Origin of the sequence: Williamsia muralis, assembly GCF_002735905.1 — a bacterium.
In the GTDB taxonomy this organism is placed as follows: Bacteria; Actinomycetota; Actinomycetes; order Mycobacteriales; family Mycobacteriaceae; genus Williamsia; species Williamsia muralis_A.
Genome location: NZ_PEBD01000010.1, coordinates 730,063 through 752,807 on the forward strand (window position 1 = coordinate 730,063; position 22,745 = coordinate 752,807).

Sequence of the window (22,745 nt, forward strand, 5' to 3'; positions counted from 1 at the left end):
GTTTCTTGCGAATGGAGTGGTCATGGGTCAGGTGCTCGACCGGATCGAAGAACATGCCGAAGAAATCCGCGCTGCGGGCGTCGAAGGCGACGAGTTGATGCGCCTGCCGGATTCCTCCGCGCAGCGGTTGCGGGAGTCGGGAGTGATCCGTCTCCTGCAACCGGTCGAGCACGGCGGGCTGGCTGTCCATCCCCGCGAGTTCGCCGAGACGGTCATGGGCGTCGCGGCCATGGACGGGGCCGCGGGCTGGGTGTCCGGAATCGTCGGAGTGCACCCGTGGGAGTTGGCGTTCGCCGACCCCAAGGTGCAGGAAGAGATCTGGGGCGACGATCCCGACACCTGGGTGGCCTCGCCCTATGCGCCGATGGGTGTGGCCAAGCCGGTCGACGGCGGGTACGTACTCAAAGGCCGTTGGTCGTTCTCGTCCGGCACCGACCACTGCGATTGGATCGTCCTCGGGGCGATCGTGGGCGACGCAGACGGTAAGCCGGTGATGCCACCGACCATCCTGCACGTCTTCCTGCCGCGCGCCGACTACACCATCATCGACGACTCGTGGGATGTGGTGGGCCTGCGCGGCACCGGCTCGAAGGACGTGGTGGTCGATGGCGCCTTCATCCCGACCTACCGGACCCTCGATTCGGCCGACGTGATGGACGGCAGTGCGCCGCGGGCGGCCGGTCGCACCGAGTCGACCTACCTGATGCCCTTCAGCTGCATGTTCCCCCTCGGCATCACCTCCGCCGTGATCGGGATCGCCGAGGGCGCGTTGGCATGTCACATTGCGGCGCAACGCGATCGGGTGGCGATCACCGGCCAGAAGATCAAGGAGGACCCGTACGTCCTCTATGCAATCGGTGAATCGGCAGCCGAGATCGCGGCGTCGCGGGCCGCTCTGCTCGAGACGGTCGATCGCTTCTACGACAAGACCGAAGCGGGCAAAGAGATCTCGTTCGACGAGCGCGCCATCGGACGGCGCACCCAGGCCGCTGCCGCCTGGCGCGCAGTGCGAGCTGTCGATGAGATCTTCGCTCGGTCGGGCGGCGGCGCTCTGCACCGAAAGTTCCCCATGCAGAGGTTCTTTCGTGATGCGCACGCCGGACTCGCCCATGCCATCCACGTGCCGGGTTCGATCTTCCACGCGTCGGCGCTCACTCAGCTCGGCGGTGAGCCCCAGGGCATGATGCGCTCGATGATCTAGCGCTCAGATGTCGCCCGAGTGCTTTCGGACGGCATTGATCGATTTGACCAATGCCGCCGATTGCGCCTCGGTCATCCCCACGTCGCCGAAGACGTCCCGGTTGAGGGCGATGGTTGCCTCTTCGACTGTCGTGCGGCCTGATTCGGTGATCTCGACCAGAGTGGTGCGGCCGTCGGTGGGGTGCGGAACCCGCCTGACGAGACCGGATTCCTCGAGGCGACGGATCGCATGCGTCACCGAGGTGACGTGTACCTGGAGCCGGTCGCTCGCCTTGGTGATGGGCAGTGCACCGCGGCGGCTGAAGGCCAGCAGCCGGAGGAGTTCGAACCGCGAGAAGCTCAGTTCCCAGGGCTTGAGTACCGATTCCACCCTCGCCAGCAAGATCTGGTGCACCCGCATCACCGAGGTCACCGCCTGCATACCGCCGGCCACATCACCCCAGCCGGCGTTCTCCCAGTTCTTCCGGGCCTCGGCGATCGGGTCGGGTCTGACGTCGCTGGACATGCCCCCATTCAACAGCAGACGAGCGGGCGTTTTCGCGTCTCCGCATCGGTGGCGCCGTTGCCGCCGGTGCATGGCACAGTGATCATTGACACATTCGAGACAGGGGCCTAGCGTCGGAATCACCTGAGAGCTAGGAGGCTCGATGTCAGCACCAGCACGAGAAGCCATCGCGAACAGATTGCTGGCGGGTTCGGTCAAACGCTCGTATTCACCGATCGTCGACCTGGATTGGGATGCCCCACTCGACCCGGCCAAGTACTTCCTCCCACCGCGGGTGTGCAGTCTCTACGGCACCGAACTGTGGAACGGACTCACCGAGGAGCAGCGAATCGAGGTCTCGCGTCAGGAGATGGCCAACATCCTCTCGGTCGGGATCTGGTTCGAGAACCTCCTGAATCGGGCTCTGCTGCAACGGCTCCTGTCCGAAGATCCCGCATCGGCGCAAACCCACTACGCGCTGACCGAGATGGGTGACGAATGCCGGCACATGGTGATGTTCGGGCGCGCCATCGAACGGAGCGGCGCCCGACCCTACGGATTGCTGTGGTGGGAGCGGTTGATCATGACGATGCTGCCCTTCGCGATGCGGGGGTCGCTGTTATGGGTCGCGGCGCTGGTGGGAGAGGAGATCTTCGACGCCTTGCAGCGCGAGATGCTCGACGATCCCGAGTTGCAGCCGCTGGTGTCTCGCTTGATGCGAATCCATGTCACCGAGGAATCCCGCCACATCGGATTCGCCCGTGACGCGGTGGTCCGTCGTCGCGCCGTACGAAGCCGCTGGGAAACATTCGTGGCGGCCAACCTGCATGGTCTCGCCGCACTGCGCTTCAAATATCTGTTCACCAACTCGGCGATGTACGCGCGAGCCGGCCTCGACCGGCAGGAGGCGACGGCCGCGGCCCGAAGCAATCCGAACTTCCAGCAGATGCAGATCGTCGGGTTCTCGAGCCTGGCCGCTTTCCTCGAGGAGAACGGGCTCATGACGAGGTTCTCGCGCAGGCTGTGGCGCCGGGCCGGATTTCTCGAATGAGTGCGCTGACGGTGGGGTTCGAGGGCAACGGACCCGTACTCGTTGCCGTCCGTGATCTGTTGCGGGCGTCGCGGTTGGAGATCGAGGTGGCCACAGACTCAGGCGGTGATCACCCTGCCGGCGTGGTGGTGACGTCGACGCCGGCCCCGGCAGGCATCTTCCTGGGGGTGGCGGATCCCCGGCAGCCCAACGTGTTCTACACGGGGGACGCAACAGCACCCGCGCGGCTGGCGGCCGGCTACATCGTCTCGGCGATCGAGGAGATCATCGTTGCGGGGGCCGTCGAGATGCGAGTTCGGGCACCCATCGCCCGGTCGTGGGCCGGATACGCCGCGGCCAACCACGGCGGCGGACGAAAGCTGATCCGGAAGCTGAAGCGCTTCGACCCCGCGGACTACGACTACCGGTCGGCGCACGACGACGAGGACATCTACGACGGCGCTGCCGTCATCGAGCACGACCTCGAGTCGGTCGCCTGCCGCATCCGGGTGGGCGGCTACTTCGACCCCCTCGACGGCCATTACCACTGGGCCGGAATCGCATTCGGCGAATCAGTCCGAGAGCTCAAAGACGCCCGCGCCCGCGACGTCCTCGTCGCCGTCGACACACGCGACGGAGTCCCGGCCCGTCTCACCGAGATCACGCCTTGGGGCTCTGTGCGCATCGTGGGTGTCGGGCAGCCTCCCTACGCACTCGACGACGTCGAGGTCCTGCGCTCATCGCCCGAGCAACACAGCGTGGGCTCGTAGACTCGGACGCACGGGCGTCAAGCCGGGGTGTGAGGTCGAGGAGGAACCATGGGCAGAGAGATTGACCCAGCCAGACGCAACGCCGTGAGGCAGACGGTCGCCGCCCATCCCGGACTGGTGGTGTTCGCACTCAGTCCGGCGATCGTGGTGTTCGGCGTCCTGTGGTTGCTGACGAACTTCTGGCTCGCACTCATCGTGGGGCTTGTCGTGGGAGGCGGCGCGGCCTGGACGCTGCTGCGCAGGTAGGGCCGGCGTCATGGCTGAGCCCAGTACCCGCGTCGACAGCTGGATCTGGTCGGTCCGGCTGACCAAGACACGATCGGCGGCAGCGTCGGCATGCCGGGCGGGGCATGTCAGGGTGAACGGAACCACCGCCAAACCCGCGCAACACGTCGCCGTCGGGGACGAGGTTCGGGTTCGGGCAGCGGGACGTGAGCGCATCGTCGAGGTCACCAGAGTGGTGTCCAAACGTGTCGGACCGTCGGTGGCCGCCGAGTGCCTGATCGACCGCAGCCCTCCGCCACCGCCCAAGGAACTGTTGTCGGCGCTGCCGTTACGTGACCGCGGAGCCGGCAGGCCGACCAAGCGGGAACGGCGAGAGACCGACCGACTGCGCGGACGCTGACGTCGCGTGGGTACAAGCGGCAGGCAGACACACGCCGACATCGGCGGCGGCATCTCTACACTGCAACCTGTGGACTCCAGGGGTGGCAAGCCGACCGGAACCGGTCTGAGACGAGGCCGAGCTCCGCTGCGCTACGTGGTGGTCCTGCTGGCGGCCGCCATGCTCGTGCTGACCGGTTGCTCCGACGGCGGTTCGAACGACGACAGCCCCACCACGGAGACCGAGAGCGCACCCGGCAAGGCCGGCGAGGGCCCCTTCTTCGGTGAATGCGGGGGAGTCACCACCGAGGACGTCGCGCGGGTGACCAAGGTCGCCGGCCTCACCAACACGGTGAACAACCCGTCGGTGTGCGAGTGGGTCACCTCGCAAGACCAACTCGGACCGCAGTTCTCCTTCAACTGGTACCGGGGCAGCCCCATCGGGCGGGAACGCGCCACCATTCAGTTGTCCCGCGATTCGGTCGAGGACATCACCATCGACGGTCACGGTGGCTTCATGGGATCGAGTAGCGGCATCTGCGAGATCGGTATCGCTTTCGGGGCCGACTTCTTCGAATGGTCGATCTCTTACGGCCTGCCCGCAGACGGCCAGAGCAACCCGTCCGACGACGACATCTGCGCCGCCGCGAAGACCCTGTCCGCCCAATCGATCGAGAACGCGAAATGAGCCGCCGCAGAGTCGTTCCCCTGCTCCTGGCTCTGCTCGCAGTGGTCGCGTTGGCGGCCGGATGCACCCGCGCGGTCGACGGTGACGCCACCTCGATCGGTGGCGGCGACGGCACGTCCGACGGCAACGTCGACACCGACCGGTTCGACGGCTTGATGTACGAGTGCGAGATGCTGACGCCGGAGGCCATCGGCAAGGCCGTCGGCGGGTCCCTTGCCGAACCCGGATTCTTCGGCGCGATCTGCCGCTGGGTGGTGGCCGGTCCGGTCATCACCGACGTCACCTTCAACTGGTTCGAGTGGGGCGACATCGAGGTCGAGAAGTCGACTGCAAAGGAGCTCGGTTACACCACCGAGAACATCAAGGTCGCCAGCGTGACGGCATTCACGCAGCGCAATCCGGCCCGTCCGGCCGCGTGCGGCGTGACCGCCCGTTCACCTGACCGCGGCGTCTACACCTGGTGGGTCGAGCCCCGCAGTTCCACACCGATCGGCGACCCCTGCGCGGCGCCGACCAAGCTCATGGAGCTGCTTCTCGGCGGCGGGCAGTAAACCCCGCAAAGCAGGTCAGGGTCGCTTGGTGACGGTGACCGTCGCAGCCACCTGGTCTTCGACGATCAGCCACATGCGCAGCTGATCGCCGACACGCTCTCGCCGGATGGTGACCGTTGCCGCCGGTGTGACCGCCCGAAGATATTCGATGACGGCCCGGTGCGGGGCGTCCACGAGGTCGGGGTGGTCGAGGAGCTCGTCTTCGACCGCAGCCCAGTATGCGGCGTTGTTCAAGTGCTTGAACGGGTCGAAGTCGGTGGCGCGCAGGACATGTACGCGGTCGCTGTCCGATGCCTCCGGGACCGGCGCGGTGTTCATCGACTTCCACCGCAGCCGGTGCTCATCGGTGGTCTGACTGAGCATCTCGAAGGCTTCGTCGGTCAACCGTGTCGGCATGCCCTGGTCGTTGACGTTGATCCAGAACGCCTCGGTCTCGATCAGGCCGTCCTCGCGGGGCTCGGGATTGAAGCGGTTGGTCTCGTGGACCGATGTCACCCGCACGCGCATGTTGGTCCAACGGGTCGACAGAGCGCCGCACCACCGCTGCAGGGTCACGTTGCCCGGCCACGACACGGGGCGGATCACGTCGATGACGGTGCGCCGCACGATCCAATAGGGGTCGCTGGTGTGAAAGGCCGTCGCCTCGATGTTGTCGTTGGCGATGTCCTGCAGGTAGCGGCTCAGGCCATCGAGGCGCAGGCGCATCTCCTGGTCGACATCACCGGTTCGCACCCGGTAGTTCGACTCGAAGTAGCTCGCGCCTTCCTTGCGTTCCGGTAGATCTACCGGATTCATCGCGACGTCGGTCGGATCGATGGTCGATTTCTCTGGGCTCACCGGGTTCCCTTCGGTTGGGACGATGTCCGCTGCGGGATGAGCCTCGGGCAGGACTCGATCCCAAAGGGGCAGCATAGGTTGCTTCATCTGAAGCGGGGTTGGCACTACCGCCAATGGGACTGACGTCCTAAAGTGTCTCAGTCGGCGGCCTGAATTGTTGCCGCCTGTGAGCAGAGAACTACGCTTGCCTTCGGCGGGTATTGGCGGCTGAGGTAAATTCAAGTAAAAATTGGAACACGTTCCATTTTCGGGGAACGCCGAGAGTACTGAGGTTGAAGGCGTATGGCGCACGTGATCACGCAGCCTTGCTGCAACGATGCCAGTTGCATCAGTGTCTGCCCGGTGAACTGTATTCATCCGACACCGGATGAACCCGAGTTCGCCAGCGCGGAAATGTTGTACATCGATCCCGACACCTGCATCGACTGCGGTGCCTGCATCGATGAGTGCCCGGTGGAGGCGATCTTCCCCGACGACTCGCTCGACGAGGGCCAAGAGCGTTACCTGCAGATCAATGCCGACTACTACACCGACCACGACGTGTCGGGTGGTCTGGTCGCACCCCGCAAGAAGCCCCCGCTGCCTGCAGGCAAGGAACTCCACGTCGCGATCGTGGGTGCAGGTCCCGCCGCGTTCTACGCCGCCGAAGAACTCGTGAAGCACTCGGCCATCAAGGTGGACATGTTCGACCGTCTGCCGACGCCGTACGGGCTCGTGCGCGCGGGTGTGGCGCCGGACCATCCGTCCACCAAGGGTGTGGAGAAGACGTTCGCGGCCACTGCCGCCAAGCGCACGTTTGAGTACTACCTCAACGTGGAGGTGGGCAAGCACCTCGACCACGATGAGCTCCTGGACCACTACGGTGCGGTCATCTACGCCCATGGCGCATCCACGGACAAGCACCTCGGTATCGACGGTGAAGACCTGCCCGGATCCATCGCCGCCACCGACTTCGTGGCCTGGTACAACGGTCACCCCGATCACGCGGACCGCGACTTCGACCTGTCGGCCGAGCGCGCGGTGATCGTCGGCAACGGCAACGTGGCGCTGGACGTCGCCCGGATCCTCCTCGATGACCCCGACCGGCTGGCCAAGACGGACATCGCAGATCACGCGCTGGACAAGTTGCGCTCCAGCAACGTCCGCGAGGTCGTGCTGCTGGGAAGGCGCGGTATCGCACAGGGCGCGTACACGAACTCCGAGTTCCTCGCGATGGGGGACATGCCCGGGGTCGACGTCATCATCGACCCCGACGAGCTCGTGCTGGATGCCGCAAGCCAGGAAGCCCGCGACGCCGGCACCCTCGATTCGACCATCGCAACAAAGGTGCGCATCGCCGAGGAGTTCGCGCAACGCACCCCGACCGACGGCAACAAGCGCGTGGTGTTCCGATACCTCGTCTCACCGGTGGCCATCGAAGGGTCGGACGGCGTCGAAACCGTCCGCTGTGTGCGCAACGAGTTCGTGAATGCGCCCGACGAAACTGCCGATCACGCGGGCCAATCACCCAGGCCTGCATCGGGACGTGTCGCGATCACGCCGACCGGAGAAGAGTTCGATTTGAAGGCCGGCATGGTGTTGCGCGCCATCGGCTACACCGGGCTGCCGCTGGACGGCCTGCCGTTCGACGGAGCCCAGGGTGTGGTTCCCAACGAGTCGGGCCGCGTGCTCGACGCCCGCGGTGGCAGTCCCGTGGAAGGTGTGTACGTCGCGGGCTGGATCAAGCGAGGCGCTACCGGTGGCATCGGCATGAACCGGATCTGCGGTCAGGAGACGGCGTTGGCGGTGATCGCCGACTTCACCGAGGGCAGACTCTCCGAACCGGCCAAGTCGCGCGAGCAGATCCCGGATCTCATCGCCGAACGTGGCGCGGGCCGGGTGGACGGGTCGGGATGGAAGAAGATCGACCTCGCCGAACGGAGCGCGGGCAAGGAAGCCGGAAGGCGCCGGATCAAGTTCGTCAGTATCGAGGCGATGGAATCGGCGGCAAGGGCCTAGTGGTCGCGGTCATGCGGCGCGGTCAGAGGACCGACGTCATCGGTGTGCCCCCTTTTTCGCCGGTGAGCGAAGCAGGTACCGGGCAGCTAACGTTACGGCCAAGAATGGCCCGGTATGAAAGGTCCCAATGCGCATAGCACTGCTGTCTTACCGGAGTAAGCCACACTGCGGAGGACAGGGCGTGTACGTGCGCCACCTTTCGCGGGAACTCGCGTTGCTGGGCCATCAGGTCGAGGTCTTTTCCGGGCAGCCCTACCCCGATCTCGACGATGAGGCGGTCGCTGCCGGCGTCACCCTGACCAAGGTGCCGAGCCTCGACCTCTACAACGACGTGAATCCGTTCCGGACGCCATGGCCGTGGGAGATCAAGAGCTGGATCGACGCCCTCGAGGTGCTCACGATGTGGACGGCAGGATTCCCTGAGCCGCTGACGTTCAGTCTTCGTGCGGCTCGTCTCCTGCGCCGCCGCACCGACGATTTCGACGTGGTGCACGACAACCAATGCCTGGGGTACGGCCTGCTGCAGATCGAACGCAGCGGTCTGCCTGTGGTCGCGACCATCCACCACCCGATCACCCGTGATCGCGAACTCGCCGTGAAGGCCGCCAAGGGGTGGCGCAAGCTGACGGCCCGCCGCTGGCATGCATTCCTGCGGATGCAGGGGCGGGTCGCCCGGCGAATTCCCCGGCTGCTCACGGTATCTCGCAGCAGTGAGGTCGACATCCGCAAGGCTTTCGCCATTCCGGAGGGCCGGCTCACCACCATCCCGCTGGGCGTGAACACCGAACAGTTCCGGCCGTCGCCGGAGCGGGTCGCCGGGCGCATCGTCTGTGTTGCCAGTGCTGACGCCCCGCTCAAGGGAGTCTCGTACCTTCTCGAGGCGGTCGCGAAGGTGCGGGCGGAACGGCAGGTCGAACTGGTCTTGGTGTCCAAGTTGGTCGAGGGCGGTCCGTCGGACACCCGGATCGACCAGCTGTCCATCCGCGACAGCGTGCAGGTGGTGTCCGGCCTGGACGACGACGAGCTCGCCGAACTCCTGGCATCGGCCGAAGTTGCTTGTGTGCCTTCGCTTTATGAAGGCTTCTCGTTGCCGGCGGTGGAGGCGATGAGCTGTGGTACACCGCTGGTCGCCACCCGCGCCGGGGCGATCCCCGAAGTGGTGGGCGAGCAGGAACAAGCGGCGCTGCTGGTACCGCCGATGGATTCAGGTGCCCTGGCCGAGGCGCTGGGCAGACTGCTCGACGACTCCGAGCTGCGCACGCGCCTCGGCGAAGGTGGCCGGGCAAGGGTGGAAGAGCGTTACAGCTGGGCGGCGGTCGCCGCGAAAACGGCTGAGAACTATCAAAAAGCGATCGATCAGTTTGCTCGAGGAGGCAGCGTTGCTAACCGTTGATTTTGATCGACTGGGCGTAGGACCGAACACCAAGGCCATCGATATCGGTGCGGGGCAGGGTCGGCATTCGTTCGAGATGTTCCGGCGTGGCGCCGATGTGATCGCATTCGATCAGTCCGAGAGCGACATGTCCGAAGTTGCCGAGATGTTCGACGCGATGATCGCCGAGGGGCAGGTACCGGCTTCGGCCAAGGCCCGCGCCGAGGTCGGTGACGCCCTGCGGCTTCCCTTCGGTGACGGGGAGTTCGACGTGGTGCTCATGTCGGAGATCCTCGAACACATCCCTGACGACACCGACGCCATCTCTGAGATGGCCCGGATCCTGGCGCCCGGTGGTCTGGCCGCCGTGACCGTTCCGCGGTACTGGCCGGAGAAAGTGTGCTGGACGTTCTCTGACGAGTACCACGCCAACGAGGGTGGGCACGTGCGCATCTACAAGGCGTCGGAATTGGCCGGGAAGCTCAGTGCCGCGGGTCTGGAGGTGACCGGCACCGGTCACGCCCACGCGTTGCACGCCCCTTACTGGTGGCTCAAATGTGCTGTGGGAGTGGAGAACAACGACAATCCACTGGTCAAGGCCTACCACAAGCTCCTGGTGTGGGACATGATGTCGGCGCCCAAGCTCACCCGCGTCGGCGAGCAGGTGCTCAACCCGGTCTTCGGCAAGAGCGTGATCATCTACCTGCGCAAACCGGCTGATCTTCCCACCTCCACGTCCGGCTCCGGCTCCGTCTCCGACTGAGCATGACGCCGATCCCTGAACTCGCGGACCTCATCAGCGCCGAAGAATGCCTGGCCACCGGGCGGGCGATCGCGGCGATGCAGGAAAGCACCGGCGCGATGCCCTGGTTCCCGGGCGGTCAGACCGACCCCTGGGACCACGTCGAGTCGGCGATGGCGCTCAGCGCCACCGGCTTGATCGCCGAGGCAGAGGCGGCGTACGAATGGTCGCGGCGTACCCAGCGCGCGGACGGCTCGTGGGCGATCCGCACCGTGCTGGGCACGGTGACCGACCACAACACCGACAGCAACTTTTGCGCCTACGTGGCGGTCGGGGTGTGGCATCACTACCTGATCACCGGTGATGACCGGTTCCTGCAGAATATGTGGCCGATGGTGTGCTCGGCCATCGACCTGGTGATCAAGTTCCAGGCGCCCAATGGCCAGATCTACTGGGGCGCAACATATCCACTGCCCGATCAGTCGTCCGGTACGTATCCGGGGATCTATCACGAGGCTCTCATCACGGGGAACTCGAGCATCCATCAGGCACTCGGATGCGCGGTATCGATCGCCGAAGAACTGGGCCAGCCGGCCGAGGCGTGGGAGGCCGCGCAGACCAGGCTCGGACACGCGCTGCAGAGCCACCCCGAACTGTTCGCCCCGAAGTCCGAGTACTCGATGGACTGGTACTACCCGGTGCTCGGCGGTGCCGTCCGCGGCCGTGCCGGGCAGGAACTGATCGCCCAGCGGTGGGACGACTTCGTTGTCACCGACCTGGGCATCCGTTGTGTCGATCATCGCCCGTGGGTGACCGGTGCCGAGACCTGTGAGCTGGTCTTGGCTCTCGATGCACTCGGTGACGTCGCGGACGCGACCGCTTTGCTCTCGGACATGCAGCATCTGCGAGACCCGGACGGCTCGTACTGGACCGGTCTGGTGTTCGCCGACGGCAAGCGCTGGCCGGTGGAGAAGAGCTGCTGGACCTCGGCGGCGGTGGTACTGGCGGTGGACGCGCTGAGCCGTACGACGCCTGCCAACGGCATCTTCCGCGACGCCGATCCGCTAGCGGACGGCCCAGGTCTGCGCAAGTTGGCCAAATATAGAACGTGTTACTGTCTGTCTGCCTAGACTGGTGTCCAGGCACCGGTCCATGACCGGTTTGGAGCTGCAGCAGGAGGCACGATGGACTTCGGGATCGTCCAGTTCACCAGCGACCGGGGCTTGGCTCCGGCCACGTTGGCACCTTTGGTGGAAAACGCCGGTTTCGACGCGTACTTCGTACCGGAGCACAGTCACATCCCCACCAAGCGGGATGCCGCCCACCCACAGACCGGCGACTCGTCGCTGCCCGACGACCGCTACATGCGCACCCTCGACCCGTGGGTGTCGCTCAGTGGGGCGGCGGCGGTGACCAGTCGGATCCGGCTCGGTACTGCGGTGGCGCTGCCCGTCCAGTCCGACCCGATCACCCTGGCCAAGATCATCGCGACGCTGGACCACCTGTCGGGTGGCCGGGTCACCCTCGGCGTCGGGTTCGGTTGGAACCTCGACGAACTCTCAGACCACCACGTGCCGCCGAAGCGCCGTCGCACGATGCTGCGCGAGTACATCGAAGCCATGACCGCGTTGTGGTCGCAGGACGAAGCCGAGTTCGCCGGGGAGTTCGTGAACTTCGGTCCCAGCTGGGCATGGCCGAAAACAGTCCAGCAGCCGTCGCCGCCCGTCCTCGTCGGAGCCGCGGGCAACGAGAAGAACTTCAAGTGGATCGCCAAGAGCGCGGGTGGCTGGATCACCACGCCGGGCGAGCAGGACATCGAGGCGTCGGTGGTGCTGCTCAAGCAGATCTGGGCCGACGCCGGTCGCGAGGGTGATCCGCAGATCGTGGTGCTCGACTTCAAGCCGGTGGCCGAGAAGCTGGACAAGTGGCGCGAACTGGGCGTCACGACTGTTCTGTACGGAGTGCCCGACGACAGCGAAGAACGTGCCGGCGCCTACCTGACCAAACTGGCCGGGAAACTGGGACTGAGCCCGGCGACGGTATGACCACCGAGCGGGCCGAAAACTCCGCTGACCGGGCCGAAAAGTCCGCCGACCGGGCCGAAAACTCCGCTGACCGGGCCGAAAAGTCCGCTGACCGGGCCGAAAACTCCGCCGACCGGGCCGTTACCGGCGTCGAGTTTCCCGAATTGGGTTGCTACGGCCTGGCCGGACATTCTGCGAGCCCGCGCGATCTCGTCGACGAGGTTCAGCAAGCGGAAGAGTTGGGTCTCGGCTCGGTCTTCTTGTCCGAACGGTTCAACGTCAAAGATGCTGCGGTGCTGGCCGGCGCCGCGGGTGCGGTGAGTAGGCACATCGGGATCGCCACGGCGGCAACAAATCACAACACCAGGCATCCGCTGGTGACGGCGACGATGGCAACGTCGATGCATAGGCTCACCGGCGGTCGTTATGCGCTCGGACTCGGGCGGGGTTTCAACCTCCTGTTCGACGTGATGGGTGTTCCGCGGGTGACCTCCGCACAGATGGAAGACGCGGCCGGCATCTACCGCACCCTGTGGAAGGGCGAGGCGGTTGTCGGACACGATGGCCCGGCGGGGAAGTATCCGTTCCTGATGCAGGATGCGTCGTTCGACGAAGACATCCCGTTGATGTTGATGGCGATCGGTGATCAGACCCTCAAACTGGCGGGGAGGATCGCGGACGGCGTTGTGCTGCATACGTTCTTCAGCGACGAGACACTCGAACGTTCGGTGGCGATCATCCGCGAGTCGGCGACCGAGAGCGGCCGGGATCCGGCGGCGATCCGAATCTGGTCCGTGCTTGCGACCGTCGAGGAATCGATCCCCGAGGAGCTGCGTCTTCGCAAACTCGTCGGCCGGCTGGCGACCTATCTGCAGGGTTACGGTGAGGTTCTGGTCCGATCGAACGGCTGGCATCTGGCCGACCTCGAGCGATTCCGGAATGATCCTTTTGTGCAGGGCTTTTCGGGGGCGTTCGATGCCGTGGGTACTGTCGACGACCTGACCAGGGTCAGCAAGCTGTTGCCCGACCATTGGCTGGCGGCGTCGGCCACCGGCACGGCTGAGCAGTGTGCGCAGCGGATCGCCGATCAGTTCACCGCAGGCGCCGACAGTGTGATCCTGCACGGCGCCACCCCGACCGAGCTTGCGCCGGTACTCGATGCCTGGCGCTCCATCCGCCCGGGTGATCGATTCGACCGCCTGCCCGCGAACCCCGGAAGGGCCTTGCCGTGATCACCGAGATCGTGACCTCCGCCGAAGATCTGACCGCCGGCTGGGTGTCAGCAGCATTGGGCCGAGAGGTTGATTCGGTAGACGCCGCTGCGGTCGGGACGGGCCAGATCGGTACGTGTTACCGGTTGGACCTCACCGGAAGTGATGTGCCGGAACGGCTTCTGGCGAAGTTGCCTGCGTCAGACCCGGCGACCCGAGAGATGCTCGCTGGCGTCTACCGTTCTGAGGTCCGGTTCTACACTCTGATCGCCGACACCGTGGCGATCCGGGTACCGCGTTGCTTCTACTCGGCGTCATCGGAGACCGGTGCGGACTTCACGCTGCTGCTCGAAGACATGAGTCCCGCCGAGCAGGGCGATCAGTTGGCGGGCTGCACTGTGGATCAGGCCCGCGATGCCGTGATCAATCTCGCCGGCCTCCACGGCCCCCGGTGGTGCGACCCGACTCTGCTCGACATCGATGGGATGTCCATCAACGGCCCCGACGATGCCAAAATGATGGCCGAACTCTACGGTCCGGCGACGGAGATCTTCGTCGAGGCGCTCGGTGACCTGATCGCCGAGGAGGATCGCCAGACGTTGTGGGAATGCGTGGACGTCTGCGAGGCCTGGACGCTGGGACGAGCCGAACGCTTCGGTCTGGTACACGGCGACTATCGGCTCGACAATTTGCTCTTTCCTCCGGACGGCGGGCCGGGAGTGTCGGCCATCGATTGGCAGACACTGAGTTTGGCGCTGCCGGCACGCGATCTCGCATACTTTCTGGGCACCAGCCTCTCACCACAGCAGCGGCGAACCCACGAATCGGCACTGGTCGCGGACTACCACCAAGCACTTGTGTCATACGGGGTCACCGACTACGACCTCGATGCGTGCTGGGACGACTATCGGTTCGCGATGGTCCAGGGACCACTGGTGTCGGTGTTCGGGTGTGCATACGGAAGTCGCACCGATCGTGGCGACCGGATGTTCGCGGCGATGGTGGCTCGATCGTGTGCGGCTATCCGCGATCTCGGCACGATCGCGTTGGCAGCCGGATCCCCGTCGAGCTGAGGGTTGGCTGATGCCGGTCGCCGCTGAGAGAAAGACGCGCGTGATCCAATGGGCCACCGGGGCAGTGGGTATCGAGGCCTTGCGCGGCATCCTCGACCATCCCGATCTCGAACTGGCCGGTGTCAGGGTGTACTCGAGTAACAAGCATGGTGTCGATGCCGGTGTGTTGGCCGGCCGATCGACGGTGGGCGTCGCGGCGACCACCAGTCTCGACGAGGTGGTCCAGTCGGACGCCGATTGTGTCCTCTACACACCCCGCAGTCCGTCGATCGAAGACGTATGCTCCCTTTTGGCGTCCGGGAAGAACGTCGTGACAACATCATTCGGCTTTCACACCGCGCGTGCTGACGGTCCCGACAAAGACCGCCTTCGCGAGGCCTGTGAGGCGGGCGGAACGTCATTGCACGGCACGGGCCTCAACCCCGGCAACCTCGGCGTCGTGTTGCCTTTGGCATTGTCCGGGCTGACGCGCGACGTCACGAACGTGAAAGTTCAGGAGCGGGCCGATTGGTCTGTCTACGAGAGTCTGGACATAACGTTCGACCAGATGCGGTTCGGAAGTCCGGTGGGTGAGGTGACACCGGAATGCGAAGGCCTGAAGTTCACCAGTGACCTTTTCCGGGAACAGGTGTGGCTCGTGGGGGACGCACTGGGCCTCGACCTGGACGAGGTGGTGACCGACCTGCAGGTGATCCCGGCGTCCGTCGACCACGAGGTCTTCGGTCGCACCCTCAAGGCCGGCACGGTGGCAGGTCAGTGGTGGCGGTGGATCGGTCGCTCAGCGGGACACATCCGCGTCGAGGTGGAGGCCGTGTGGACGGTGGGGGAGCGTCCGCCGTCGGATTGGCCCGCGCCTCAACATGGTTGGACGATCACACTCGAGGGCACCCCATCGGCTCAGGCCCACATCGTCACCCTGGCCAGTTTCGTTCGTGATGTCTCCCTGGCAGAACACGTCAACGCGGCCAGCGTCGCCACTGCCGCTCAGGCCGTGAACTCGGTGGCCGCAGTGGTCGCCGCACCACCGGGATTTGTCACCATCGCGGATCTGCCCCTGATTCGGAACCGTCATGCGGTGGCCAGAGCGACCTGAGCTGCGGTTCGCGTTCAGGCCGTGTATCCATGCGGACGTGTTGTAAACGTTTGTCCGTACTGGGTTGTCCAGGTAATTGATCGGTCGGTGTGCATACGCGATTCCCAGTAGCCGAGTGTTTTGCGTTTGTGGTCGGGGCGGCAGGCAGCTTCGAGGTTCTCCTCGATCGTCCATCCGCCCGATTCGGCGTCGGAGTGGTTGAACGGGATGATGTGGTCGATTTCGCAATCGGCGGCTGGTGTTGTGCATTCGGGGGCGCGACAGGTTCCGTCACGCGCGACGATGAAATCGCGCAGTGCCTGTGAGGGCTGGTAGGTGAGAGCTCCCGGTGGTGGTTCAGTATGTCCGCCGTGGCCATCGGCTGGGAACAGCCCGGGTGGTGGCGACATCGCGCCGGGCTTACGATGGCGACCCTGAGCGAAGTTGTTCGCTTCTTGGAACAGCCCCTGCCAGGTGGCGTCGGCGGCGAGTTGTTGGGCCAGAGCGGGATCGATGACACCGTAACCCTCGAGAATCGGTACTCGTCCGACCAGTCCGGCCAACGTTTGGGCGTCGGTGTGGATCTTGATCAACGGTCTGGGTGATGCGGGCGCCGGGCGGCGGTCTTTTTCCGGGCAGTCATCGCGATCGCAGATGCAATCGAGGTGGCCCCGGCCCCGCATGACTGCAATGAATGCGTCAGCCCGTCGCTGGTGAGGTTCACGTCGGTCGCGGGCACAGACGGAGTCCATCGCTGCCCTTATCCGGCTGTCGAGTTCGGCGGCTTCGGCGGCGCCGATCGTAGCGGAGACGTGTGCCAGCCCGTTCAGATCTCGAGACGACCGATAGTCGCGATGCGGCTCTACTGATCTGCGTCGCTCAGCAGCACCGTGGGGGTCGGCGGCGATGACCAGCCTGTCAAGTTCGTCGCGCAAGGTTGTTCGCGGAAGTCGTTGCCGGGCAATGGCAATCGCCCCGGATTCGAGTTGGGACAGCAAGTTGTCGTCCAGGCCCTGTAGCGCGGTGACAATCTCGCGGACATGAGTGAAGCCGATGTCTCCTGCTTCGAACGCCGCCCTCGTGTGGTGGAAGCGGTCGCGTAGTTGCAGTCCGTTGTCGATGTAGATCCCGGCCATCGTGCGCGAGACTTCGAGCAGCATCGACACTTCTGCCACCGGAATACGGGCCGCTTTGTCCAGGTTCCCCGAGATGGCGAGTTCTTCCTGCACCCGCAGGTCTGCGAGTTCGACAACGTCTGCAATCTTTTGTGCGAATCGCCGATTCTCCTCGCGCGGGACCAGTAGCAAATCCTCGGCCAGCTGTGTGATCCGAGTTCCCCCCTCGACCAGCATCATGACCCCAGTATAGAGACGGGGTCTGACATCTTTTCGGACGAATGAGAGTGCCTTGCAACGTTTGTCGGGTCAGCATCGTCAACTGCGGTATCTACCCCAACAACAACTCGCCACTCTTGACCCCGGCGACCACGCCTCCGTCGACGAGGAGGTCGGTACCGGTGATGAAGCCGGCCTTGACCGGTTCGAGCAGGAATTCGGCTGCGGCAGCCACGTCTTCGGCGGTGCCGAAACGGCCGGCCGCAGAGTGGTTCACCATCGCCTCGTACGCCTGATGTGCGAACTCGGCGTTGAACTCGGCCCAGCCCATGGCGGTGGCGATGACGCCGGGGCTGATGCAGTTCACCCTGGCGCCGCGCCGAGCCCATGTTGGCGCTGCGTACTGGACGCGTAGCTGATTGCCCCGTTTGCAGTAGCCGTAGGTCAGGGCCCGGGTCAGATCGTCGGGCAGGCCCGTGATGTCGAGGACCTTGGCCGCGGACAATTCGTCGACGGGCGCTGTCGCAAGGATCTTTGCTGCCTCTTCGTCGACCGCGGCACCGAGGATATGGCCGGCAACGCTGGCGATGTAGACGCCGGCGCCACCGTCGGCGATCACACCGCCGAACACGTCCAGCGACAAGGCAGTTCCGACGAGATCCACCTCGATTATTCGCGCGGCCGGAGCCTGGGCGGGGGAGAGGCCGGCCGTGTGCACGAGCGAGGTGATCGAGCCGAGGCCGAGCGCGATATCGGCAAGGCGGCTCAGTGACTCGCGGTCACTGACATCGACCTGTTGTGTATGGACGTCGTACCCGCTGTGTCGCAGCGATTCTGCGAGTGACTCGAGTCTGTCGACGTCGAAGTCGGCCAGGACAACCGGACGGCCGGTGCCCAAGCGTCTCGCTATCGCTTCACCCATGCCGCCCACGCCGATGACAACCAGGACAGATTTCGACATGAACAACTCCTCGTTTTGCCCGGTCGCCAGGAGGCGCCGGGATTGTCTCAGGTCGGGCCGGACTGCAAGCCGGGCAACACATATCGGCGGATGTACCTCAGCACGGCCGCGTCGTCGTCGGGGTCGAGTGTGTCGCCGGGCACGGTCGCGATGCTGATGAGCGAACGCGCCACCCATTCCGAGGCCGCGACGATGTCGATGTCGGGATGGAGTTCGTGATTCTCCTGGGCGATCTCGAGGTAGGGCCGCCAGAACGCGGCGAGGTCGGGAACCAGGCCCTGCACGCCCGCGCCCGCACAGGCGGCGAACTCCTCGGGCTCATTGACCCGCAACTTCATCAACAATGCTCCGGGAGCGTCGTATGCGCTACGGCCGATGCGCACGCCGGCCGCCACCCGCTGGTCGAATCCCTCCACCTCGGCCAAAGTGGAGTGCGAATCTGCCCAGAAGGTCTCGTTCAATCGGACGATTGCGCCGCCCAGCAACGCCGACTTGTCCGGGAAGTGGCGATAGAGCCATGCCCGCGATACGCCGGCCACCTCGGCGACCTCGAGCACGGTGGTCGCGCGAATGCCTTTGGCAGCCAAGCACTGTTCGGCGGCATCGAGAAGCCGGTCGTGCACACTGCGGGTATCGGCGGTGTCGGTCACGGGCGATGGGTCCTCGCTGTTGTCGGCCGGGCAGGGGCAAACGTACCAAAACGCGTAGACAGATTCTCGATTCTGTGTACTCTCCGTGTGAACAGGTTCTAGTTTCTGTCTACTTCGCTCGCTAGGAGCCGCTATGCCAGGACCCACCACCGCCATCATCGGCGCCGGAATCAGCGGTCTGACCGCCGGCAAGATGCTGGCCGACTACGGCGTGCCGTACACGTGCTTCGAGATGTCCGATCGGATCGGCGGCAACTGGGCGTTCGGAAACCCCAACGGGCACAGTAGCGCTTACCGCTCGCTGCACATCGACACTTCGAAACACCGGCTGTCTTTCCGTGACTTCCCGATGCCGCAGCACTACCCGGACTTTCCGCACCACACGCAGATCAAGTCGTATCTCGAGGACTATGCCGAGGCGTTCGACCTCAAGGACAACATCGAGTTCGAGAACGGCGTCAAGCATGCCCGACGTTTGGAATCCGGGGGCTGGGAACTGCAGACGCAGGATGGGCAGACGCGGCTGTTCGACTTCCTGGTGGTTGCCAATGGGCACCACTGGGACCCGCGCATGGCGGACTTCCCCGGCGAGTTCACCGGTGAGTCGATTCACGCCCACCACTACGTCGATCCGCAGACCCCGCTCGCGTTCACCGGCAAGCGGATCCTGGTGGTGGGTATCGGCAACAGCGCGGCCGACATCGCGGTGGAGTTGTCGTCCAAAGCGCTGAGCAACCATGTGACGCTGTCCACCCGGTCCGGTGCCTGGATCGTCCCCAAGTACATCGCGGGCCGACCTGCGGACAAGTACTTCAAGACCAGTCCCCACATCCCGCTGTCATGGCAGCGAAAGCTGGTGCAGCTCGGCCAGCCGCTCAGTGCGGGGCGACCGGAGAACTTCGGGCTGCCCACTCCCAATCACAAGTTCTTCGAGGCGCATCCGACGCAGTCGGTGGAACTGCCGCTGCGGCTCGGGTCGGGCGATGTCATCCCCAAGCCCAACGTCAGTCGCCTCGACGGGGCCACAGTGCATTTCGACGACAACACACAGTCCGACTTCGACATCATCATCTACGCCACGGGGTACAACATCACCTTCCCGTTCTTCGACGAGGACTTCGTGAGTGCTCCCGACAACCACATCCCGCTGTACAAGCGGATGTTCAAGCCCGGCATCGACGATCTGGCCTTCGTCGGATTCGCCCAGTCGACACCCACGTTGTTCCCGTTTGTCGAGTGCCAGTCCCGCCTCGTTGCGGCGTATGCGGTTGGTCGCTACCGGCTGCCGCCGGTGGCCGAAATGGAAGAGGTCATCATCAGCGACCAGCAGAAGTACACCGGCCACATGCTCGATCGTCCGCGGCACACACAGCAGGTCGATTTCTTCATCTACGAGCACGACATGAGGGTGAAGGAATTGCCGGACGGACTGCGCCGCGCCAGAGAAATGGGTGCACCGGCATGGGCGGGGGTGTCCTGAGATGAGTTCAGCCGAGAACACCTTCAGTGACGTCACCTTCGAGTCGGGCGGAACCCGTTGCGCTGCCTGGCACTTCACCGCGACCACTGATGCGCTCGATGGCCCGGCCGGCCGGCCGGTGGTGGTGATGGCGCACGGTCTGGGCGGCACGAAGGATTCCGGACTGGCGCCTTTCGCCGAGAGTATCGCCGCGGCAGGCATGGACGTCTTGGCGTTTGACTACCGAGGGTTCGGTGACTCCGACGGCTCGCCGCGGCAGACGGTGTCGATCAGTGGCCAGATCGACGACTACCGCGCCGCGATGACAACCGCGGCCGCCTTGCCGGGTGTGGATCCGAATCGGATTGTGCTGTGGGGGGTCTCGTTGTCCGGGGGACACGTGTTGACCGCCGCCGCGGGCCGGGACGACGTCTGCGCGGTCGTCTCGCTCACACCGCTGGTGAACGGCGCTGCCGCCGGCCGGCTCGCTTTCGCACACCACCCCGTCTCGGCCATCGCGAAATCCACTGCGGCAGGCGTGCGCAGCCGACTGTCAGGGTTACGAGGCGGCGCCGGGATCATGATGCCGATCGTGGGCAGCCCGGGTGAAGTCGCAGCTCTGACACTGGACGGTTCTTACGCGGACTACATGGCCATCGCGGGGCCCACCTGGCGCAACGAGATCGACGCGAGCATCGGGCTCGAGCTGGGTCGCCTCCGGGCCGACAAGTCGGCCAAGGATGTGCGGTGTCCGGTGCTGGTGCAGGTGGCGGACTTCGACCGTAGTGCACCGCCGCACGCCGCGGGCAAGGCGGCGTTCACGGCGCGGGCCGAGGTGCGCCACTATCCGTGCGACCACTTCGGTGTGTGGCCCGGTCAGGACTGCTTCGATTCGGCCGTGACCCATCAGGTCTCGTTTCTCCGCCGACACCTTGAGACGCCGGCGAACGACGAACCCCGGCAAAAGTCCTCCGCGGCCGCCGAACCCGTGGTCGCCGGCTGACGCCGCTGCCGAACCCCACAAACGACCAGTTCCGAACAGATCGAGGTAACGATGGCCGACACGATTCAGCAACTTCTCCGCCAACGCGCTGACGACACGAGTGTGGCGGTGAAGTACGGCGACCAGACGTGGACCTGGAGCGAACACATCGCCGACGCCGAAGCGCAGGCGTCGGCGCTGATCGGCGTCGCCGACAAGGAGCGCCCCCTGCACGTGGGTGTGCTGCTGGCCAACACCCCGGACATGCTCAGCGCCATGGCGGCTGCAGGTCTGGGCGGCTACGTCCTGTGCGGTATCAACAACACCCGGCGGGGTCCGGGGCTGGTTGCCGACATCGTGCGTGCGGACTGCCAGATCCTGATCACCGACGCCGAACACCTGCCACTCCTGGACGGTCTGTCGCTGCCGGGCGTGCGGGTCTTCACCACGGACTCGGCGGAGTGGACCCAGCTCAAGCGCGACGCGGGACCCCTTGTCCCGCACCACGAGGCGCAGGTCACCGACACCTTCATGATGATCTTCACCTCGGGAACCAGCGGCGATCCGAAAGCGGTTCAGGTGGCTCACATGATGGTGCTGTTCGCCGGTCAGATGCTCGCGGAGAAGTACGAACTGGGTCCGGCCGACACGTGTTACCTCTCCATGCCGCTGTTCCATTCCAACGCGGTGCTCGCCGGCTGGAGTGTGGCCGTCAACGCCGGGGCCGCCATGGCTCCGGCCACGTTCTCGGCGTCGCGGTTCGTCGACGACATCCGGCGGTACGGCGCCACGTACATGAATTACGTCGGCAAGCCGCTGGCGTACGTGCTGGCCACCGAAGAGCGGCCCGACGATGCAGACAATCAACTCCGGGTGGCCTTTGGCAACGAGGCCACCGACCGCGACATCATCGAGTTCGGCCGGCGTTTCGGCTGCACCGTCTGGGACGGTTTCGGCTCCACCGAGAGTGCTGTCATCATCACCCGCGAAGAGGGCACACCCCTGGGGTCGATCGGGAAGGGTTTCCCGGGAGTCGCGATCTACAACTCCACCACCATCGAAGAATGTGCTGTGGCGCAATTCGACGAATCGGGTGCGCTGGCCAATGCCGATGAAGCCGTCGGTGAGATCGTCAATCTCGAAGGGGCAGGGTTCTTCTCGGGCTACTACAACGACCCCGGCGCCACAGAGGACCGGATGCGTCACGGGATGTTCTGGTCCGGAGACCTGGCCTACCGCGATGCCGATGGATGGATTTACCTCGCCGGCCGGACCGCTGACTGGATGCGGGTCGACGGGGAGAACATGGCTGCCGCGCCGATCGAGCGGATCTTGCTGCGGCTACCAGAACTCAATCGGGTTGCCGTGTACGCGGTTCCCGACGTCGCGGTCGGCGACCAGGTGATGGCCGCGATCGTGTTGCAGGACGACGCCACGCTGACCCCGGAGCGGTTCGAGGAGTTCTTGGCGGCCCAGCCCGACCTGTCGCCCAAGGCGTGGCCGCGTTACGTGCGAGTGGCAGAGGATCTCCCGTCCACCGCGACGAACAAGGTGCTCAAGCGCGCCCTGGTTGCCGAAGGACCGACCCCGGGTACCGGCGAACTGTGGATCCGGGAGGCGCGAGGCACCTCCTACGACATCGCCAGCACGGCGGTGCACTAGAGGGCAGAAGTCATCGGCGGACCCAGAACAGTCGGGCCCAGA

The 22,745-nt window shown here is 65.1% G+C and carries 23 protein-coding genes; 18 read left to right on the plus strand and 5 right to left on the minus strand.

The genetic code is table 11. The features are described 5' to 3' along the window. Positions 1-22: 22 nt before the first annotated feature. A complete protein-coding gene (locus CSW57_RS17040; protein WP_099384553.1) occupies positions 23-1,201 on the plus strand; it encodes an acyl-CoA dehydrogenase family protein in 1,179 nt (392 codons plus the stop codon). Between the two features lie 3 nt (positions 1,202-1,204). Here the strand turns inward: CSW57_RS17040 and CSW57_RS17045 are convergent, their stop codons facing one another. After that, complete coding sequence (locus CSW57_RS17045) at positions 1,205-1,705, minus strand: MarR family winged helix-turn-helix transcriptional regulator (RefSeq protein ID WP_099383856.1); 501 nt, start codon at positions 1,703-1,705, stop codon at positions 1,205-1,207. 142 nt (positions 1,706-1,847) lie between these two features. Here CSW57_RS17045 and CSW57_RS17050 point away from each other — a divergent pair, with 142 nt between their 5' ends. The 6 genes from CSW57_RS17050 (at position 1,848) to CSW57_RS17075 (ending at position 5,326) form a co-directional block, all read left to right on the plus strand. After that, positions 1,848-2,735: an AurF N-oxygenase family protein gene (locus tag CSW57_RS17050; protein WP_099383857.1), complete on the plus strand. Its 888-nt coding sequence runs from the start codon at positions 1,848-1,850 to the stop codon at positions 2,733-2,735. Next, positions 2,732-3,484 (plus strand): DUF4873 domain-containing protein, encoded by a 753-nt coding sequence (locus tag CSW57_RS17055; RefSeq protein ID WP_099383858.1) that lies wholly within the window; start codon positions 2,732-2,734, stop codon positions 3,482-3,484. Before CSW57_RS17050 ends, CSW57_RS17055 begins: the two co-directional genes overlap by 4 nt. 48 nt (positions 3,485-3,532) lie before the next feature. Further along, positions 3,533-3,730: a hypothetical protein gene (locus CSW57_RS17060; RefSeq protein WP_099383859.1), complete on the plus strand. Its 198-nt coding sequence runs from the start codon at positions 3,533-3,535 to the stop codon at positions 3,728-3,730. A 10-nt stretch (positions 3,731-3,740) separates the two neighbouring features. Then, positions 3,741-4,109 (plus strand): RNA-binding S4 domain-containing protein, encoded by a 369-nt coding sequence (locus CSW57_RS17065; RefSeq protein ID WP_031331119.1) that lies wholly within the window; start codon positions 3,741-3,743, stop codon positions 4,107-4,109. Positions 4,110-4,178: 69 nt separating this feature from the next. Beyond that, positions 4,179-4,775, plus strand: a complete 597-nt coding sequence (locus CSW57_RS17070) for a DUF3558 domain-containing protein (protein ID WP_223249318.1) — start codon at positions 4,179-4,181, stop codon at positions 4,773-4,775. After that, a complete protein-coding gene (locus CSW57_RS17075; RefSeq protein WP_099383860.1) occupies positions 4,772-5,326 on the plus strand; it encodes a DUF3558 domain-containing protein in 555 nt (184 codons plus the stop codon). Before CSW57_RS17070 ends, CSW57_RS17075 begins: the two co-directional genes overlap by 4 nt. 15 nt (positions 5,327-5,341) lie before the next feature. Here the strand turns inward: CSW57_RS17075 and CSW57_RS17080 are convergent, their stop codons facing one another. Further along, the gene (locus tag CSW57_RS17080) at positions 5,342-6,121 is read right to left on the minus strand and encodes an acyl-[acyl-carrier-protein] thioesterase (protein WP_099384555.1); all 780 of its coding nucleotides are present in this window, start codon (positions 6,119-6,121) and stop codon (positions 5,342-5,344) included. 324 nt (positions 6,122-6,445) lie between these two features. Here CSW57_RS17080 and CSW57_RS17085 point away from each other — a divergent pair, with 324 nt between their 5' ends. The 8 genes from CSW57_RS17085 to CSW57_RS17125 all read left to right on the plus strand — a co-directional run bounded on the left by CSW57_RS17085 (position 6,446) and on the right by CSW57_RS17125 (position 15,676). Continuing rightward, positions 6,446-8,161: an FAD-dependent oxidoreductase gene (locus tag CSW57_RS17085; protein WP_099383861.1), complete on the plus strand. Its 1,716-nt coding sequence runs from the start codon at positions 6,446-6,448 to the stop codon at positions 8,159-8,161. Positions 8,162-8,288: 127 nt separating this feature from the next. After that, the gene (locus CSW57_RS17090; RefSeq protein WP_099383862.1) at positions 8,289-9,554 is read left to right on the plus strand and encodes a glycosyltransferase family 4 protein; all 1,266 of its coding nucleotides are present in this window, start codon (positions 8,289-8,291) and stop codon (positions 9,552-9,554) included. After that, positions 9,541-10,296 carry a class I SAM-dependent methyltransferase gene (locus CSW57_RS17095; RefSeq protein WP_099384556.1) on the plus strand — a complete coding sequence of 252 codons (756 nt, stop codon included), beginning with the start codon at positions 9,541-9,543 and terminating at the stop codon, positions 10,294-10,296. Before CSW57_RS17090 ends, CSW57_RS17095 begins: the two co-directional genes overlap by 14 nt. Positions 10,297-10,298: 2 nt before the next feature. Next, a complete protein-coding gene (locus CSW57_RS17100) occupies positions 10,299-11,405 on the plus strand; it encodes a prenyltransferase (protein WP_223249319.1) in 1,107 nt (368 codons plus the stop codon). Between the two features lie 54 nt (positions 11,406-11,459). Continuing rightward, a complete protein-coding gene (locus CSW57_RS17105) occupies positions 11,460-12,320 on the plus strand; it encodes an LLM class F420-dependent oxidoreductase (RefSeq protein WP_023954162.1) in 861 nt (286 codons plus the stop codon). Beyond that, on the plus strand, positions 12,317-13,531 hold the full coding sequence (locus CSW57_RS17115; protein ID WP_223249320.1) for a TIGR03857 family LLM class F420-dependent oxidoreductase: 1,215 nt from the start codon (positions 12,317-12,319) through the stop codon (positions 13,529-13,531). The genes CSW57_RS17105 and CSW57_RS17115 overlap by 4 nt, the downstream gene beginning before the upstream one ends. After that, complete coding sequence (locus CSW57_RS17120; protein ID WP_317615602.1) at positions 13,528-14,583, plus strand: phosphotransferase; 1,056 nt, start codon at positions 13,528-13,530, stop codon at positions 14,581-14,583. The genes CSW57_RS17115 and CSW57_RS17120 overlap by 4 nt, the downstream gene beginning before the upstream one ends. A gap of 10 nt (positions 14,584-14,593) precedes the next feature. Then, positions 14,594-15,676, plus strand: coding sequence for an NAD(P)H-dependent amine dehydrogenase family protein (locus CSW57_RS17125; protein WP_099383865.1), 1,083 nt, complete (start codon positions 14,594-14,596; stop codon positions 15,674-15,676). Positions 15,677-15,690: 14 nt separating this feature from the next. On the opposite strand, the gene CSW57_RS17130 is transcribed toward CSW57_RS17125, so the two are convergent. The 3 genes from CSW57_RS17130 to CSW57_RS17140 form a co-directional block, all read right to left on the minus strand. After that, entirely contained in the window at positions 15,691-17,010 is a 1,320-nt protein-coding gene (locus CSW57_RS17130; RefSeq protein WP_099383866.1) for an HNH endonuclease signature motif containing protein, read from the minus strand. Between the two features lie 91 nt (positions 17,011-17,101). Next, positions 17,102-17,950: an SDR family oxidoreductase gene (locus CSW57_RS17135; protein ID WP_099383867.1), complete on the minus strand. Its 849-nt coding sequence runs from the start codon at positions 17,948-17,950 to the stop codon at positions 17,102-17,104. A gap of 47 nt (positions 17,951-17,997) precedes the next feature. Continuing rightward, positions 17,998-18,600, minus strand: coding sequence for a TetR/AcrR family transcriptional regulator (locus CSW57_RS17140; RefSeq protein ID WP_223249321.1), 603 nt, complete (start codon positions 18,598-18,600; stop codon positions 17,998-18,000). Between the two features lie 133 nt (positions 18,601-18,733). On the opposite strand from CSW57_RS17140, the gene CSW57_RS17145 reads away from it, so the two are divergent. From CSW57_RS17145 to fadD1, 3 genes are read left to right on the plus strand one after another with little or no spacing between them, the layout of a single operon-like run. Next, the gene (locus CSW57_RS17145; protein ID WP_099383869.1) at positions 18,734-20,080 is read left to right on the plus strand and encodes a flavin-containing monooxygenase; all 1,347 of its coding nucleotides are present in this window, start codon (positions 18,734-18,736) and stop codon (positions 20,078-20,080) included. Position 20,081: 1 nt separating this feature from the next. Further along, the gene (locus CSW57_RS17150; RefSeq protein WP_099383870.1) at positions 20,082-21,062 is read left to right on the plus strand and encodes an alpha/beta hydrolase; all 981 of its coding nucleotides are present in this window, start codon (positions 20,082-20,084) and stop codon (positions 21,060-21,062) included. Positions 21,063-21,113: 51 nt separating this feature from the next. After that, positions 21,114-22,703 carry a fatty-acid--CoA ligase FadD1 gene (fadD1, locus tag CSW57_RS17155; RefSeq protein ID WP_099383871.1) on the plus strand — a complete coding sequence of 530 codons (1,590 nt, stop codon included), beginning with the start codon at positions 21,114-21,116 and terminating at the stop codon, positions 22,701-22,703. The last annotated feature ends 42 nt before the right edge of the window (positions 22,704-22,745 follow it).